The sequence below is a fragment of the Lacipirellulaceae bacterium genome (assembly GCA_040218535.1).
GTDB lineage: Bacteria > Planctomycetota > Planctomycetia > Pirellulales > Lacipirellulaceae > Adhaeretor.
Genome location: JAVJRG010000008.1, coordinates 268,420 through 285,564, shown reverse-complemented (window position 1 = coordinate 285,564; position 17,145 = coordinate 268,420). Strand labels below are relative to the sequence as shown.

Here is a 17,145-nt window from a genome sequence, read left to right as displayed (position 1 = left end):
TCTGCCTTCCATTAGTCGGAGTTCTTTCGATGTGTCGTGTCATTCCTTTTCTCTTCTCGGTTCTGTGCGTGGCGGCCGTGGCGGTGGCTCATCCTCCTGCGTTGCCCAAGTCGGAAAGCCCGGCTGTCACTCGACAGCAGGCCGTGGCTGCGATTCGCAACGCTGAACAGCAGCTTCATCGGTTTCGCTATATCCAGTACCCGCGGCTCGTAAAGCAACTCGACGCAGCGATTCGTTTGGCAGAAGCGGAACTAGCCGTGTCGATTGATCGCGTGGAAAACTACCGCCCGTTTCGCACCTTCAACCAGTACTCTCCCGCCTACTTCGCTGAGCAGACCTGGCGACTGCGGACGCTCGCCGCGCAGCAGCGTCTCAAAGAGCTGCGCGAGGAGCGGCTCGATTTGAGTCGCTACCAGCGTGATGTGGTTGCGGGGTTGCAGAGCGAGATCAATTGTGGCGTTGCTTTGCTGAAAACGCTCAACTAATTGTCATTCCGACGGGAGGCTCGCCGACCGAGGAATCGGGTTTGCACTGAAGACGAGTCAACTAGGGTACAAACCGGATTCCTCCGCCGCTGAGACGGCTGTCGGAATGACACGATTGGGCGCGTTCATAGCGTTCGCAGTCGCTCTAGGCCCCCATCGACATAGATCGTGTTGCCCGTCGCGTAGCTGAGTTTGCCACTGGCGAGTACGGCTACGGCGTTCCCAACGTCCTCGGGGAATCCCCAACGGGGTTGGGCGATGACGCCCTCTTCGATGATTGCGTCGTACTTCTCGGTGACCACGGCAGTCATGTCGGTCTTGATTACCCCAGGGCGTATTTCATAGACGTTCACGCCATGCGGTCCGAGCTTGCGGGCCCAGAGCTTGGTTGCCATGGAGGTTCCGGCTCGAGAAATACAATAGTCGCCCCGATCGGGCGACGGGATTTCTGCGGAGACGGAAGAGATATTCACAATCGTTCCCGCGAAGCTCTCGTCGGCTTCACGTTGCTCGAGCATCCAGCGGGCGGCAAGCTGCGTGAGAAAGTAAGGGCCCTTCAAATTAACTGCGATCACCTGATCAAAGCCTTCCTCACTGGCGTCGAGAATATCCTTGCGTCCGGGCGAAGTAATTCCTGCGTTGTTCACCAGCAGATTCAACTGACCGAATCGCTCACGCACTTTGTCCAGCATCGACGTGCGATCTTCGGGCTCTGCGACATTACCTTGGCAGTAGAGGACTTCGATACCTTGAGAGCGGAGCGCAGCCAGTGGCTCAGCGACGGCGCTTTCGTCGCGCATGCCGTTGACGGCAAGGTTCCAGCCTTCGGCGGCCAGTGCGTTACAGATTCCTAGCCCGATGCCGCGGCTCCCGCCGGTGATGAGGGCGACTTTATTGTTCATAGAGATTTGTATTCAATCGTGATTGCCACGAAGTGGCGATACATTATTAGCCCCGGGATTTATCCCGGAGTACGGTTCCATTGTTGATCGTTGGTCGAGGGGTTACGTCTGCTGATCGGCGGGGCTTAGCCGAGGCCGAAATCGACCGTGGCTGATTTCGACCTCGATTTCATTCCAGAGCCAAACGGCCTCGTCCCTCGGTCGACTCCTTCTTTCTCACACGAACCCCGGGATGAATCCCGGGGCTATTACTATTCAGTCCCTCCGGGACTACGGACAGAAAAAGATGGGATCCCATCATTCGAAAAAGTGGGCGATCCTTCGGGCCACTTGGTCGTCAGTCAGGGGAACCGCGATCGCGATCACCGCTACTTGGGTCGTTACCCGGCTCCCGGGAAACACGCCGCTCTGTCGCTAAACGGAACGAGCGTGAGTTGTTCAAGCCGTACAACTTCGCCTTTGGCGGTCCGCCGCTGTCGCCCACCCGAGCCGCCGTCGAACTGGGGTTATTCTAGCAAATGAGGTGGCCAATTTCTTGCCGAAAGTTTTCGTAGCTGGTTTAGCATTCTGATATAAAGGCAAAACTTCACTTCCAATGAACTCTCTTTTCTTTGAGTCCCTTCTCAAGCCATGAGTAGAACGAAAACTGCTACTATCCTGATTGCCCTGACCGGACTCTCCTTACTTTTGCAAGGGCAGAGAGAAGCCCTAGCCAAGCCAAATGTCATCGTGATTGTCACCGACGATCAGGGCTACGGTGATATGGGTTGCCACGGTAATCCGTGGCTCAACACGCCGCATCTCGACCAACTTGCTCGGCAAAGTGTCCGGCTGGAAAACTATCACGTCGACCCCTACTGCACGCCCACACGGGCCGCATTGCTTACCGGGCGGTATTGCACACGGGTCGGTGCTTGGTCGGTGACACAGGGTCGGCAATTGTTGAATCCTGACGAAGTGACGATGGCCGAAGTGTTTGCTCACTCCGGCTATCGGACGGCGCTGTTCGGCAAATGGCATCTGGGAGACACGTGGCCCTATGCACCCCGTTTCCGTGGCTTTGATGAAGTCGTCTGCCATCGGGCGGGTGGCGCTAATGAGATTGGCAACCCAATCGGCAACGACTACTTCGACGACACTTACTTTCGCAACGGCGTCGCGGAGGAGTTCGACGGCTACTGCACTGACGTTTTCTTTGACGAGACGATCAAGTTCATCCGTAACACTCAAGAAGGTGAGAATACCCAGCCGTTCTTCGTCTACTTGCCCACCAACGCCATGCACTCACCGCATCTCGTTGCCAAGAAGTATTCGGCCCCCCATTTAAAGCAGGGGCACCCAGAGAAAAGAGCCAACTTCTATGGCATGATCGACAACTTCGACGAGAACCTTGGACGGCTGTTGTCTTTCTTGGAAGAGTCAGACCTTGAGAAGGATACGATCGTGATCTTCATGGGCGACAACGGTACAGCGGTGGGAGGCCCGCAGCCGAATGAAAAGCAGAGTGGCTTCAATGCGGGAATGCGAGGCGTGAAGGGATCGGTCTACGAAGGCGGGCACCGCGTGGCGTGTTTCGCCCGCTGGCCTGGAAAGCTGAAGGAGGACTTCAAGGTCGACACACTCACTTCGCACCGCGATTGGTTGCCAACCTTGGTCGAACTGTGTGAGTTGGAACTCCCCTCGGAGATTTCGTTTGATGGCAAATGCCTTGTCCCGTTGTTTCAGGGCGACGATCCAAAAGAACACGACGAGAAGTGGCCTGACCGCACGATGTTCGTTCAGCTCCAGGCGGATGAACCAGAGCTGGAACTGAAACCCACCGGCAAAAGTCGGCATCCACAGTATGCGGTGATGACCAACCAATGGCGGATGGTGAATGGCGAGCTCTATTTCATGCCACGCGATCCGGGGCAAGAGAAGAACGTCGCAGCAGAGTACCCCGACCTCGTCGAGTCGCTTGGGCGACTCTATGCGGCACACGTCCCCGAGGTGTTCGGCCACGATCTTGACTACACACGTTTTCAAGTCGGGTCTGATCAAGAAAACCCGCTGACTATGACCGTCCGTGATTGGCATCCGACGAAGGGTTACGTGATCTGGCAACCCGATCAACTCAGCGACGACTCCCTGCAGATCAACGGCTTTTGGGCGATCGACGTCGTGCAAGCCGGGCGTTACAGCGTTGAGCTGGCTCGCCATCCGGGGGACGACCGGCAGCCGATGGGTGCAGCGAAGGCTCGACTCAAGATCGATGAGAACCAGTGGGAGAAAGGAACTAAGCCGCAGGATACGACGGTTTCGTTTGAGATCGAACTGCCCGAGGGTCCGGCGTTGCTGCAGACTTGGCTTACCGATGCCAATGAGGGACAGCGAGGGGCGTATTTCGTGACGATTGAAAAGCTCTAAGTAGGGTATGCCGAGGTTTGTAGCTCGGCCCTCCAGGGCTGAGTCCTCTGCAATGAGCCTCCACAGCGACTCAGGGCCCGAGCTACTGCGAACATTGCCCCCAGCGAAGTGTCCAAGTACACTAACGGGCTTGTCACATGTTCAACTCCCCTTACTGAGGACCCTGTTGTGTTTGATTCGATTGCGATCGTCGGTGCCACCGGTGCGGTGGGCCGTCTCGTCCGTGAGCTTCTTGAAGAGCGTGATTTTCCGCATCGTAAAATCACGTTTCTTGCTTCCGCGCGAAGTGCCGGCACGACGATCACCTTCAAAGGGGAAGAGCACACGGTCGAGGAACTTAAGCCTGACTCCTTCGGACCGATTGATATTGCTATCGGCAGTACGCCGGACGAGACGGCCAAGGAGTTCGTCCCCTGGGCGACCGCGCACGATTGCATCGTCGTCGACGAAAGCGGCTACTGGCGGATGGACCCGAAGGTGCCTTTGATCGTTCCTGAGGTGAACCCCGAAGCGATTCGCGATCATCAGGGGATTATCTCCAGCCCGAACTGTTCGACGACGCAGATGGTCTTGGCGATGAAGCCGCTGCACGACGCGGGCAAGATCAAGCGTGTGATCGTCAGCACCTACCAAGCCACCAGCGGCGCGGGGGTAAAGGGCCAGAGCGACTTGATCGAAGGCTCGAAGTCTTTCCTCTCGGGTGACGATTATGACTACGAAGCGTTCGCTCACCCAATTGCGTTCAACCTGATTCCGCAGATCGGCTCGCACAAGGAGCAGGGTTATACGTCGGAAGAGATGAAGATGGTCTACGAGACGCAGAAAATCTTCGGCGACGACTCGATCAAGGTCTGCCCGACCTGCGTCCGTGCCCCCGTGAGCAACTGCCACAGCGAGAGCATTCTGGTCGAGACGGAAAAGAAGATCACCGTCGAACAGGCCCGCGAACTCTTCGCCGCCACGCCAGGCATCCAAGTAATCGACGATCTGGAGAACGGCAAGTATCCGATGCCGCAGGATTGCGACGGCTCGAACGATACGTTCATCGGGCGGATTCGCGAGGACCTCTCGTGCGATAACGGCTTGGCTTTCTGGTGCGTGAGCGATAACCTCCGCAAGGGCGCGGCAACCAACGCGGTGCAGATCGCGGAATTGATCGTGAAAGAAGCGGCTGGCGTTTAGATTCTACCACGGAGGCACAGAGGACACGGAGAGCAACACTTGCTTCTGAGCGTTTGCGAGTACTTCTAAACGCTATGCTTCGCGATAGTTAATTATTTTTCTCGCCGTCGTGAGAAACGGTTGCGGTTTAGCATCTGCTGTCGGAGTCCAATAAACCTCCGTACTCTCCGTGTTCTCTGTGGTTAAAAAACATTGTGGCCAATGCTTGGTGGAAAATTACCCTCGCCTACGACGGCGCCGATTTCTGTGGTTGGCAATCGCAACCCGGTCGGCGGACGGTGCAGGGGGCGTTCGAAGAAGCGTGGCAGGAAATCTCTGGCGAGACGGTCCGCGTGACCGCCAGTGGGCGGACCGACTCGGGCGTGCATGCGATGGGGCAGGTCGTTGGGTTGGAAACCGCGAGCGAACTCCCTGCTGAGCGCGTCCTCGGCGGGTTGAATGCGAAACTGCCCGAGGATGTGAGCGTTGTCTCCGTGGAAGCTGCACCCGAGGGCTTTCATGCCCAGCACCAAGCGAAGTGGAAACGGTACCGTTACGCGATCCACAACGACCGCCGCCCGGGGGTGGCGCTGCGGCGTAACGCGTGGCATGTGCCGCAGCAGTTGGACCTTGAAGCGATGCACAGGGCAGGGCAGTCGCTCGTGGGGACGCAGGACTTCGCAAGCCTCGAATCGGTCGGCTCGCCACGAGAGTCAACGGTGCGGACGGTTTTTTCTGTGGAGGTCCAGCGCGCCACTTGTGGCTTAGCCGTTCCAACTGAGAAAGGGCAGGGCGGTTTCACTTTGTTGCCGCTGCCTCCCTACGAACTCGACTCGCTCATCACGATCGACGTCGTCGGCGATGGGTTCCTCTACAACATGGTCCGCACGATCGCGGGGTCGCTGGTCCACGTCGGGGCAGGGCGGAAGCCCGTGGAGTGGATGCAGGAGATGCTGTTCGCGAAAGATCGAAGAGAAGCGGGGCAGACAGCGCCGGCGCATGGGTTGACGTTGGTGGAGGTGGGGTATTGAAGGTTTCGCTCGGAGAGGCGGAGACGCAGAGTAACGAGTTGGAGTGCAGGCCATGAAACACATGCTACAAGCCCACATGCCCATGTTCGTTCTTGATGTGCTTCAATACGACATTGAGCAAATCAATTCCGTAATCAATCTTCTCAACGATTCAAGTGGCTCCATCGGTTGGAGTGAGTTCTGCCCAGATGGTTTCCGTAATGAAGATGTCATACAGGTTCTGAAAATACTGGCTTCACTGGGGCATGTTGATGTTTACCAATATTCCGAAGAGGAATCTTGCCTTGTTCCCTCAGGAGAGCCAGGCTTTGTTCCAGATGATTTGGAATCTGCTATTAATGACTATTGGTTCTTGCGAACGCGGAGTGGCGAGAAACGGTGGGAAGAATGGGATCCTCCAACCGCGTAGCAAGCAGAAGCAATCCGCTCTCGTTTCGACCTCGGTAACGCTTTTCGGTACCCCAGGCTTGTTGCTCGGCCGATTTTTGTTGGGCTCTCTTTCCCCAGGGTAAGTCGAAACTCGCTGGGGCTCGTTATCGACTAACCCTGGGCTATGGGATGTAACCGCTTCGCGGTATTGTTGGGCTACTTGTGTCTATCGGCACGCTTCACGAAATCCCAACTTCCCACCATACTAGTCATTCGTCTCGCACAGTTTCTGAAGTCGACGATCGAAAGGGCAGGGGAGTACACCTATGCAGGAATTTCGCGGACGAGGCGCTCATCTTCTATGGTTCTGGACCTTTCTGGCATTAACATTTAGCAACCACTCTTTCGCCCAAGAAGATGCCCCCAAAACGGCTGAAGAAGCCGTTGAGAAGGCCGAGATTGAGCCCGAGGTGGCTGATCAGGTCGACGTGAACCCCGAGGCTGAGGATCGGGACATTGCTGGGCGGCTGAAACGGATTCTTGAGGCTTCCGGTTTGTTCCAAGAGATCGACGTGCGAGTCGACGAGGGCGTCGTGTTTCTCACCGGGCGGACCAAGCGGGAGGAGCATCGGCAGAAGGCGACCGATTTGGCCAATCACACGCAAGACGTCGTGATGACGGTCAACAATATCGAGATCGTCAAGCCGAGCATCTGGGATTTTTCCGGCGCGCAACTGCAACTAAAGACCTTGGCCCGCGACCTCGTGCAATCGACGCCAATGGTTTTGGTCACGTTGGTTCTGCTCATACTTACTTGGTATGCGGCCAAGGCCATGCGTTTTCTCGCCAGCGGTTTTTTCAACAAGCGTGTCAGCAATACGATACTGCGTCAACTATTGGTGCGCATCTTTACGATTCTCGTTTACCTGGTCGGCATCTACTTGGTGCTGAGGATTGCGGGGCTCACGCGTCTGGCTGCCACGGTACTCGGCGGCACCGGATTGCTGGGTTTGATTATCGGTATTGCATTTCGCGACATCGCAGAGAACTTCCTCGCCAGTCTGCTCATTAGCTTGCAGCGGCCTTTCATGCCGGGCGATGTGATTGAAGTCGATGGCAACACCGGCGTCGTCCAAAACGTGACCACGCGGGGAACTTTGTTGATGACGTTCGACGGGAACCACGTCCATATCCCGAATTCGATTATTTATAAGAGCGTGGTCCATAACTTCACGGCCAATCGGAACTCTCGATTCGAGATCATCGTTGGCATCGACTATGGCGACCACGTAGCTGAGGCGCAAGAGGTTGCCGTGAACGCCATCAAAAGCCATTCCGCGGTGCTAGAGAAACCAGAGCCTTCCGTCTTAGTCGACAGTTTAGGTGCTTCGACAGTGAATCTTAAACTCTGGTTCTGGGTTGACACCGAGGAATACGACGGTCTGAAAGTCCGCTCCGCAGTCATTCGCAAGGTGAAGGCGGCATTCGAGGAAGCGGGGCTTACGATGCCGGACGAGGCCCGCGAGATCATCTTCCCCAAAGCCGTGCCGATTCAGATGCTCAGCGAGCAAGAAAAGCGATCCGCCCGCGAAGAAACCAAACCAAAACCAACTCCAGCCGACGCCAGCGACACGAGCGAAGCCGAAGGCGGCTTGCACAGCGAAGCGGAAACGATCAAAGAACAGGCGAAGCAATCGCGAGATCTGGAAGCGGGGACGGAGTTGCTGGATGGTGAAGAAGGGCAGGGGAGTGAGCAGAATGACCAATGACCAAGCCTAAATGACCAATCGCATGCGGATGGCAAACGTGCATTGGTCATTTGAACTTGGTCATTGGTCATTCCCGGTTGGTAAGTCTGCCTGTGACGATTAAACTAGTGGGACTGATTCCATCCTTAGCACTACCGATCACCCTTTATGTCTTCCGGACGCGAATTTGTTGGCCCGTACCGCATGTACCATCTCATCAGGGCGGGGGCCTTGTTTGAGATTTGGGCGGTGCGTCCCGTGGCGGAGAATCGTCAGTTTGCCATGAAGTGGTTGCCACCGGGGGATCGGCATACGAAGGGCCCCGCGGCAGAGCTTAAGCATGAGTTCAACGTAGGCAAGCAGCTCGACCACCCGGGCATCATCAAGACCCACGACTTCGGCACTTCGAAAAAGGACGGCACCTACTTGGTGATGGAGCTGTTCAAAACGCCCAACGTCAAACAGCAGATTCAAGGTGGCCTTGAGAATCTTCACTGGAGACTGGAAGCGATTCTCGATAACGCTGCCGCGGCACTCGATGCGATGCACGAGTCAGGGTGGGTGCACCGCGATATCAAGCCGGATAATTACCTCGTCAACGAAGAGAACGAAGTCCGGCTGATCGACTTCAACCTGGCAATGAAGATCCCTAAGGGCCTGGGTAAGATGTTCGGCGGCAAGTCGACCGTGCAGGGCACCTACAGCTACATGGCCCCGGAACAAATCCGCGGAAAGCTGTGCGACGAACGGACGGACGTCTACAGCTTTGGCGTGATGGTCTACGAAATGATGAGCGGGAAAATGCCGTTCACAGCAACGAGCCCGCAAGAGTTACTTAACAAACATTTGAATAGCAAACCGAGTGACTTGACGATGCTGCAAAAGAACATCCAGCCGGAGTTTGCTCAGCTCGTGCATCGGATGCTCGCCAAGAAGCCCGAGGACCGACCCGAAGATCTGAAACTCTTCCGCCGGGAATTGAAAGCGGGGCGATGTTTCCACATCAAACCGAAGAAGCCGGTGCCGGAAGAAGAGTCCGATGATCTAAACAGCAGCGAACGTTAGGTAATTAACCACGGAGAGCACGGAGGACACGGAGTTTGGATTGATGGGTTAGGTCGTTCATGGAGTTGCTATTGGAACGGCGTACTCATTGCTGAAACTACTAGTTGCAATACGACTATCGTTTGCTCAAACAATTACTCAAAAAGAAAACAACCAAGCACATTTCAAATACCATTCGGCGCAGCACTAGAACACGCACCTCCGTGTACTCCGTGCCCTCTGTGGTTCAAAAAAGAAGCTGAGTTATGTCAACAACTGCTTTAAGTCTACCGTTTGAAAAACGCATCACCGAAATCGAAGACAAGATCCGCAAGCTTGAAGCGATGGATCCCAAGACGGCGGAGGTGCGCGAGCAGATCCGTGCGCAGCGGAAGACGCTCAACGAAACCGTGAAGGACATCTACAGCGGGCTCGACCCTTGGGAGACGGTCCGCGTCGCGCGGCATCCGGATCGGCCGCAGCTTACCGATTACATCGAGATGGTCTTTGACGAGTTTGTCGAGCTCCACGGCGATAAGTTTTATGGCGACGATCGAGCGCTGCGGACCGGTTTTGCGAAGCTTGATGGCATCAAGCTAATGCTCGTCGGGCATCAAAAAGGGAAGACGACCAAGGAACGGACCGAGTGTTTCTTTGGCTGTGCGCACCCTGAAGGCTATCGCAAGGCGATGGAGAAAATGGAGCTGGCCGCGAAGTACGGGCTGCCAATCGTCACGATGATTGATACGCCGGGCGCTTACCCAGGAATTGGCGCCGAGGAACGGGGCCAAGCCCAGGTGATTGCGGAGAGCATGCTCGCGATGTCGCAACTTCCCGTACCGATCATTTGCATCGTGATTGGCGAAGGAGGCTCCGGCGGCGCGCTGGGCATCGGCGTTGGCGACCGGATTGCCGTGCTGGAGTACGCTTATTACTCCGTGATTAGTCCTGAGGGTTGTGCCGGCATTCTGTGGAAGAGCCACGACTACGCGCCGCAGGCGGCTGGGGCTTTGAAGATCACCTCAAATCATCTTCGTGAGCTTGGCATCGTCGACGACGTGATCGAAGAGCCGCTCGGCGCGGCCCACCGCGATCCGTATCAAATGGCCAGCCGGATGAAGATGTATCTCTTGAAAACGCTCCGCGAACTCCAGGAGCTGCCGACCCAGGAACTGCTTGATGGCCGGTATGAAAAGTACCGCCAGATGGGACAGTTTTTGGAAGAGTCGCTGGAGGCTTCTGAGGGTTGAGAATCTCTTGTAAGCGCGCCGCGCGAGACGTGGCTCGCGGGCTAGTTGATGTAGCTACATTGCAGACAGGGCTCTACCACCAACGTCCGATAATCGTTGTGGAGTGTGTCGCTACGAGTTCCACAATAGGGCAGGTCACTTGTGAGTTGAGCTCACAAGAAGTGGGCTCGGCTCACACCTTTCACGGAAGGTGTGACCATGTTTGTTGCCGTACGCGAGAAGACCTCTGACTCATGGCTTGACCCACGGTGCTCAGGATTGGTGGGCTTCAAAGTCGCTCAAAGACTTTGGCGTCACTGCATCGGCAAACGAGGCCTCTTTTTAACACTGACTTACGACCGCACACCGTATAAGGATGCGGTCGACCTGTATCGCACACAGAGTGAGGAACAACACGTAGCGTTGTTCATGCGAAGGCTCTCACGCTTTCTAGGTGTGAGTCTCAAAGGCAAGTGGTTCTGTAAGATGGAGTTCCAGCAGGACGGATACGTCCATTGGCACATTATTCTACTCGACGTCGATTTCATTGACGCGAAAGAATGTGCACGAATCTGGTCACACGGCTTCGTCAAGATCAAGAAGATCACAAAGAAGCGAGTGTTCTACACGTGCAAGTATCTAACGAAGGACGGAAAACCGATGCCTTCGTTCCTCCTCTTAGAGCGACCGCGTAGCGTGAAAGTCGTACGGGTCTCCCCTGGCTTTTGGAAAGACACCAAGCCCGCAAAGCCGAAGGAGTATGACCCGTACGACGATTACGGCCCAGACTGGGGTAACCAGAAGATCGAAGGAAGCTACGTGCCTCTCGGAGTGAAGCTCGCACAGCGACCAAAGACGCTCATGCTCTACAGCACCCAAGAAGGCCAACGAAAAAAAGTTATTGACGCTCATCCGGTTGAAGTCATGACCGACCTGCTAGCGAAAGGAGCAACGCCGGTCAGGAAGCATCGAGGTTGGCAGTGGTACCGCGTTAATCAGGCAATTCAGGAGGCTCTCGACGACGTGGGAAACGTCCCGCGAGCGGCCTCCCAGCGAGCGGGCGGAGCCCGCGGCGGCGAAGCCGCCCTTAACTTGAAAGGAACCGGAAATCCTGACGCACCTTGGGAAGTCATGCCGCGATGGTTCCACGAATACATGATGGAGGGGGCAACATGCGTAAGCTGACTCAGGAAGAGCAACAGGAGCTCACGTGGTTGAATCAGGTGTTCCGTGGTGTCGCACACCGAAGGACGACGCATTGGTTGACCCAATACGGTCTGGAGGACGATGCCTGGCAGGACGTGATGCTTCTCGTAGGTGAACACATGATAGCAGGGAAGTATCGCAAGGGAGCAAACGAAAATGAGACTGCTGCTTATCTGGCAGGTTGCATCAGGCTCCAGAGTACGACGTTTCGTCGTCGTCGTGTGGCAGGCAACGTAGGGATCTCATCAGCAGACCCAGAAGCCGGCGTCCGACTAGATAAGGGCACCGTGTGTCAGCCAATGGATAACTGGGCCGAAGAGTACCGGGATTGGCTGTGGGACCGACTCTGGAAAGAGGCATCTACGCTCCCCGAGGAGAAGCAGTTCATCCTTGACACGCTTGCAGAACTCATAGCCGAAGGCTATTGGCGACCAGACCAGCAAAGCAGCGAGCGAACGCTCGCCTTCGAAGAACTCGGCAAGCGATACGCAGACAAGTTCAACAAGCCATTGGAGCGAAGGGCAGGGCACAAGGCTTACATCCGAACGAGAGATTCTCTTCGTCGAAAAGTGTTCGGCACGACAACAGGCTTGCAAGGCAGGCAACCACTTGAGAGAGGTCAGCCCCGAAAGAACAGGAGGAGAGGCTAGCCAGGGTCGAGGGGCGGCAATGAGCACCCTCGTCTGCGTGAACGCAAAAGAACACGGCGACGTAGTCGCACAAAACCACGCAAGAGTGATTGAGTCATGAACAAGGAAGCAATCTGGCATGCCGCTGAGTTGTGTCTTGCAACAGGAGCTGTCTTAGCATGCCTCATAGGAGCCGTTGCGACAGTAATGGCCAATGCGAGAGATGAAACAGACGAAGAATCCAAGTACTCAACAGAGGACTCTAACGAATAACCAACCTAACGAGGACAAATGAACCAACCACCGATAGATGATTTACTGAATGCACTTTTAGGAGCTATGGTTGCCTCGATCTTCTGGGCATGGGCCGTAGTTGCCGACTTACCTTACCAAATGCTTTCAGCAACAGCGTTGATGTTGCACAAGCTCACGATGTGAAAGGAGAACAATGAATTATTCAGCCGGATGGCGAATCCACGGCGTAGTCTCAGAGACACGCGAACTCAAGTCGCCCAAGAACCCAGACTGGAGAGGTTACCTTGCCAAAGTACAAACCCTTGGATCAACGCACGAGATCACGTGTGAAGATCAAGCCCAGTGGTCAACGCTTCAGCAACTCAAGGGGCAAGCGGCTCTCTTGGGCGGCGAGTTCGAAACAGTCAAAGGGGCGTTGAAACTCATCCTCAAGACGGTCGAAAAACCATCAAACGCAAAATAACACCACACCGTAAAGACGGGTACGTCCCGCGACACAGCGTGAAGGTCCGCTTCGATCGAGAGACTCTTGAATCGATCGACCGACTCGCAGAAGCACTCGCAATGTCACGAGCTCATCTCGTGGATGTCATCGTGTCGGCATCACTCGATGAGGAGAGAGTGTGGCTGCGAAAGCTGATTGAACGCCGTGTCCGGGACGCCCTTAAACGAAAGCGAGAACGCAATGGTCCCAGATGACGTAGTCGAAGTCGCTTACATGCATCAATTCGAGTTCGCTCAGGAGTTCAGATTCACTCCTGAAATGAATGAGTTCCTCCAACGCGACATGAAGCTTAACAACCGAACGAAACAAGAGTCCGCCGATCTGATTCTCCAAATCACGTACAGCCGAGAACGAGAATGGCTCGAAATGTCGTGCCTACACCTCATGGAACAACTCTTCGAAGAAGGCCAAGAGGCCTTAGCAGAAGACGAAGAAATGCAAAGTCTTATTGACACCGACGGCGTCAACGACAAGAATCCAAACTGATCGCGACAACGATCAAAGCTCTCCACCCTCGGGAGCCTCTGACGAGGGCTAGAAAATGAGTGAGTGACCGACGCAAGGATGCACCTAGAAAAGTGGCCCGGCGATGCGACAACATCCCGAGCCGTGGTCATCGTAAGGACTGCCTCTGAAGCAACGACAACAGTCGTTATTCTACGAGGTTAAAACACTTCAAGCAACGCATATTGAGTCGTTAGCTCCATACCTAACGTCCGATAATCGTTGTTATGTTCGTTTTGGGGTGGTTTTTCCCGCGGTTTGAGGGCCCTGCCGCTTCTGCACACGCTTTCGCTCAGTTACGCGTCGTGCTTGTGTTCATCAACTTCCGCTAGTCGATGCGGGCCATGCGCGGGTTCGATTGTCGCTCGACGGCGGTGGTTGTTGCGGCTGGGTTTGCCATGGATTTGCGGCGGGCTGATTGCCCGACGGTTGATAGTTGCTTGGCGGCTGGCTGGGTGGCCAGTTGCTGCTGCCCTGCTGCTGGTTGCGTTGTTGTTGGGTGGCTTGCCATAGCCTGCCGACCGCTTCTAACTCTCCGGCGTGCGGAGACTGGTAATTCGGGTCGAGCCGCTGTTCCACCCGCGCGATGGTTGGACCGACGATATCGTGGATCTCCGGCGGGACGATGGAATCGGCTTTGTCCAGAAATTTCACGATCATCACGCCCGATTTACTGGCGATGATCCGCTGCTTTTGCTCCTCGCTGAGTAGGGTGACGGCGAAGAAGGTGATCGCGATGCAGAACAGGATCCCCTTGCCGAAGCCGACAAGAGCCCCCATCTGGCGGTCGAATTCTCGGAGTTGCACCCGGTCGATCGCCCCGGCGACCATGCGGAATAACATCCAGATCACAAAGGACGTTGCCGCGTAGATGATCAGCATCGCCAGGAACTTGTTCCAGGGAGCATGTTGGCTGATTTTAGGGGCCAATTGATCAGCAAATTTAAGTGCCGCGAAGTAGCTCACCACCAATGAAGCGACCGAGGCAATTTGCCAGGCGAGGCCTTTCCAGAAACCGAACAGCGTGGCGGCTCCGAGGACGACCAGCATCAGGATGTCGTAGGTTTGCATTTTGATCTAGTTTTCAGTGTTCAGTTTTCAGTGTCCAGCGACACCAAGGCGGAAGTATATCGCTGCTGGAAACGTGGGCGAAGGGCAATCGTGCTAGCACAGAACAAACGCATTTCGCCGAGGGTGCTTGCACGACGCGTCGCTAACAAGATGCTAGCAAAGCTAGCTGCGGTTTGCCTTGGCGACGAGGAGGGGGGTTTGATAGTGTTCGCGACTCTGTCATTCCGACGGGAGGCTCGCCGACCGAGGAATCTGGTTCACAATCTCGTTGGGGTTGTGAACGAACACACATTCGATCCGGATTCCTCGGTCGCTGGAAGCTCGGTCGGAATGACATGATGAAAAACCTTGACCATCAATCACCATGGCCAACTTTCGCACTCACGTGACCGTCAGTACCGTGCTCGGCATCGGCTACACGGGTGTCGGTGCGCTGAAAGGTTTGCCTGTCGAGTCCGCACTCGTGGCAGGTGGTTTGTGTGGCGTGGCGGGGATGCTTCCCGACATTGATAGCGACTCGGGCATTCCGCTCCGCGAGACGATGGGCTTCTCCGCCGCCGTCGTTCCAATGCTCATGATGGATCGGTTTCAAGACCTGGGCCTCAACTACGAACAAATCGTGCTGGCCGGCGGCATGACCTATCTGTTTGTGCGCTTCGCGTTAACGCGTTTGATTGCGCGCTATACGGTTCACCGGGGCATGTGGCACAGCATTCCAGCCGTGCTTATTTTCACGGGGATTGCGTTTCTTGTTTCTGGCTCCGAAAACTTGCAACTGCGCTACTTCAAAGCGGGTGGAGTTATGATTGGCTCGCTCTCGCACCTGCTGATGGATGAGTTAAACTCCATCGAGTGGTCGCGCGGCAGGTGGCGATTCAAGAAGTCTTTCGGCACGGCGCTCAAACTGTGGGGCAAAGATTGGTGGGCGAATTTTTCCACCTATGGTAAACTCGCCCTAGTAGGCGTGCTGATTTTGAGCGAGCCGGCGATTATGGAAGAGTACGGAAATCTCTCACCCGTGGTCGTGGATCATCGCGCTTGGCGTGATCAACTCCGCGGCGATCCCAACGCGGGTGAAGCGATTGTCATCAATGGCTTGCCAACGACACCAACTGATAAGCCCTACGAAAGACCTGTCGACGAGAACGGCGATCCGATCCCGCTCTCTGAGCAGCCGCCCGAGATCCGGCGCGACCGGACGATCTACGACACGGCAAAACGTGTGTTCAAGCGGTGGTTTGATTAAGGTTACTCAAGCTTCTTTTTGATTAACCACAGAGGACACGGAGAGCACGGAGGATTGTTGGAGGCATCTTCTATACTTCGATAATTCCAAGGTTAGCTGGCTCTATCCAAGAGACATTTGGTTTCGGAAAAGTCAAAGAATTCTTGTCCTCAATTCCATAGAACTCGAGAGCAAGTCTCAACTAAGAGAACGCGAGAACCTCTGAGCCGGACTCTACCGGACCTCCGTGTTCTCCGTGCCCTCTGTGGTTCAAAAAATGAAGTGCGAGCAAACTAGGCTTCGAGAATAAGCGTCACTGGCCCGTCGTTAATCAATTCGACTTGCATGTCGGCTCGGAAGCGGCCCGTTTCGACGTGGGTGCCCTGCCCTTGTGCGATCTCGACAAACTTCTCGTAAAGTTGTTCCGCTAGCTCAGGTGGAGCGGCATCGACGAAGCTGGGGCGGCGGCCCTTGCGGCAGTCGCCGTAGAGGGTGAATTGGCTGACGACTAAGAGAGAACCCTGGATGTCGGCGAGCGAGCGGTTCATCTTTCCTTCTTCGTCGGGAAAGATTCGTAGGCCGGTGATCTTGTCAACGAGCCAACGCGCTTTCGCCTCGTCATCGTCCGGGGCCACGCCCAAGAGAACGAGCAGGCCGCGTTGGATTTGGCCCGTGAGTTCACCCTCGACGGTGACGCTTGCTCGGCTGACGCGTTGGATGACGGCTCGCATGGTTGTGGTAGAAGCTTAATTAGCGGAGTATACTTAGGGTGATAGCGAGTCGCACTCGGTGACGTTCCTTGGAGTTTCATTATGTCTCTGGCCTTTTCTCCCGACAATCAGCAATTCATTGAACAGGCACTAAGTGCTGGGACATTCCCCAGCGAACAAGCCTTACTGGATGAGGCCGTCGCCCAACTGCGTGAGCGTGAAGAAACCTTGGCTGCAGTCCGCGAAGGGCTCGCCCAGGCGGAGCGTGGCGAAGGCATGACTGTTGAAGAAGCCGATGCTCGTTTTCGTAAGAAGTACGGGATTCCACGACGAGAACGAGCATGAAGTTCAAGGTCATTATTCAAGATCGAGCCTTCGAGGATCTCGAACGCTGCTACCAGTTTCTAGCCGAGACACGAACTGAGCATGACGCGGTCGATTGGTATGAGAAGACAATTGGCAAGATTTATCGTCTCGATCGCAATGCTTTGAAATGGGGAGCTATTGCCGAATCGCAACTCGCTTCATTGAAGCTGCGTGAAATGCGGTTCGATTGGAATCATCTGCCCTACCGGGTGTTCTATTCGGTCAATGAGAACGTGGTCCGAGTGCTGGCCATTCGCAGTGCTTACGAGAGTAGCCTCGAGCCAGAGGATTTAGGTTGA

General features: G+C 55.4%; 18 protein-coding genes. 15 read left to right on the top strand and 3 right to left on the bottom strand.

Going from position 1 to position 17,145, the window contains the following annotated elements; translation table 11 throughout:
• Positions 1–29 precede the first annotated feature (29 nt).
• A complete protein-coding gene (locus RIB44_10620) occupies positions 30–485 on the top strand; it encodes a hypothetical protein (GenBank protein MEQ8617036.1) in 456 nt (151 codons plus the stop codon).
• A 125-nt stretch (positions 486–610) separates the two neighbouring features.
• On the opposite strand, the gene RIB44_10615 is transcribed toward RIB44_10620, so the two are convergent.
• Positions 611–1,387, bottom strand: coding sequence for a 3-ketoacyl-ACP reductase (locus RIB44_10615; GenBank protein ID MEQ8617035.1), 777 nt, complete (start codon positions 1,385–1,387; stop codon positions 611–613).
• A gap of 630 nt (positions 1,388–2,017) precedes the next feature.
• Here RIB44_10615 and RIB44_10610 point away from each other — a divergent pair.
• The 11 genes from RIB44_10610 to RIB44_10560 all read left to right on the top strand — a co-directional run bounded on the left by RIB44_10610 (position 2,018) and on the right by RIB44_10560 (position 13,456).
• On the top strand, positions 2,018–3,793 hold the full coding sequence (locus RIB44_10610) for an arylsulfatase (protein MEQ8617034.1): 1,776 nt from the start codon (positions 2,018–2,020) through the stop codon (positions 3,791–3,793).
• Between the two features lie 168 nt (positions 3,794–3,961).
• Entirely contained in the window at positions 3,962–4,975 is a 1,014-nt protein-coding gene (locus RIB44_10605) for an aspartate-semialdehyde dehydrogenase (GenBank protein ID MEQ8617033.1), read from the top strand.
• A gap of 194 nt (positions 4,976–5,169) precedes the next feature.
• Positions 5,170–5,985 (top strand): tRNA pseudouridine(38-40) synthase TruA, encoded by an 816-nt coding sequence (truA, locus tag RIB44_10600; protein ID MEQ8617032.1) that lies wholly within the window; start codon positions 5,170–5,172, stop codon positions 5,983–5,985.
• A 52-nt stretch (positions 5,986–6,037) separates the two neighbouring features.
• A complete protein-coding gene (locus RIB44_10595; GenBank protein ID MEQ8617031.1) occupies positions 6,038–6,394 on the top strand; it encodes a hypothetical protein in 357 nt (118 codons plus the stop codon).
• A gap of 286 nt (positions 6,395–6,680) precedes the next feature.
• Positions 6,681–8,123 (top strand): mechanosensitive ion channel family protein, encoded by a 1,443-nt coding sequence (locus tag RIB44_10590; GenBank protein ID MEQ8617030.1) that lies wholly within the window; start codon positions 6,681–6,683, stop codon positions 8,121–8,123.
• Between the two features lie 147 nt (positions 8,124–8,270).
• Positions 8,271–9,167, top strand: coding sequence for a serine/threonine-protein kinase (locus RIB44_10585; GenBank protein ID MEQ8617029.1), 897 nt, complete (start codon positions 8,271–8,273; stop codon positions 9,165–9,167).
• A gap of 245 nt (positions 9,168–9,412) precedes the next feature.
• Complete coding sequence (locus RIB44_10580) at positions 9,413–10,396, top strand: acetyl-CoA carboxylase carboxyltransferase subunit alpha (GenBank protein MEQ8617028.1); 984 nt, start codon at positions 9,413–9,415, stop codon at positions 10,394–10,396.
• Between the two features lie 198 nt (positions 10,397–10,594).
• Complete coding sequence (locus RIB44_10575) at positions 10,595–11,560, top strand: hypothetical protein (protein ID MEQ8617027.1); 966 nt, start codon at positions 10,595–10,597, stop codon at positions 11,558–11,560.
• Positions 11,548–12,231 carry a hypothetical protein gene (locus RIB44_10570; GenBank protein ID MEQ8617026.1) on the top strand — a complete coding sequence of 228 codons (684 nt, stop codon included), beginning with the start codon at positions 11,548–11,550 and terminating at the stop codon, positions 12,229–12,231. The genes RIB44_10575 and RIB44_10570 overlap by 13 nt, the downstream gene beginning before the upstream one ends.
• 427 nt (positions 12,232–12,658) lie before the next feature.
• A complete protein-coding gene (locus tag RIB44_10565; GenBank protein ID MEQ8617025.1) occupies positions 12,659–12,928 on the top strand; it encodes a hypothetical protein in 270 nt (89 codons plus the stop codon).
• A 222-nt stretch (positions 12,929–13,150) separates the two neighbouring features.
• The gene (locus RIB44_10560; protein ID MEQ8617024.1) at positions 13,151–13,456 is read left to right on the top strand and encodes a hypothetical protein; all 306 of its coding nucleotides are present in this window, start codon (positions 13,151–13,153) and stop codon (positions 13,454–13,456) included.
• Positions 13,457–13,792: 336 nt separating this feature from the next.
• On the opposite strand, the gene RIB44_10555 is transcribed toward RIB44_10560, so the two are convergent.
• Complete coding sequence (locus tag RIB44_10555) at positions 13,793–14,545, bottom strand: CvpA family protein (GenBank protein MEQ8617023.1); 753 nt, start codon at positions 14,543–14,545, stop codon at positions 13,793–13,795.
• A gap of 364 nt (positions 14,546–14,909) precedes the next feature.
• Here RIB44_10555 and RIB44_10550 point away from each other — a divergent pair, with 364 nt between their 5' ends.
• A complete protein-coding gene (locus RIB44_10550; protein MEQ8617022.1) occupies positions 14,910–15,791 on the top strand; it encodes a metal-dependent hydrolase in 882 nt (293 codons plus the stop codon).
• A 272-nt stretch (positions 15,792–16,063) separates the two neighbouring features.
• Here the strand turns inward: RIB44_10550 and dtd are convergent, their stop codons facing one another.
• Positions 16,064–16,501, bottom strand: a complete 438-nt coding sequence (gene dtd / locus RIB44_10545; protein ID MEQ8617021.1) for a D-aminoacyl-tRNA deacylase — start codon at positions 16,499–16,501, stop codon at positions 16,064–16,066.
• An 81-nt stretch (positions 16,502–16,582) separates the two neighbouring features.
• On the opposite strand from dtd, the gene RIB44_10540 reads away from it, so the two are divergent.
• Positions 16,583–16,825, top strand: a complete 243-nt coding sequence (locus RIB44_10540) for a hypothetical protein (GenBank protein MEQ8617020.1) — start codon at positions 16,583–16,585, stop codon at positions 16,823–16,825.
• Positions 16,822–17,145: a type II toxin-antitoxin system RelE/ParE family toxin gene (locus RIB44_10535; protein MEQ8617019.1), complete on the top strand. Its 324-nt coding sequence runs from the start codon at positions 16,822–16,824 to the stop codon at positions 17,143–17,145. Before RIB44_10540 ends, RIB44_10535 begins: the two co-directional genes overlap by 4 nt.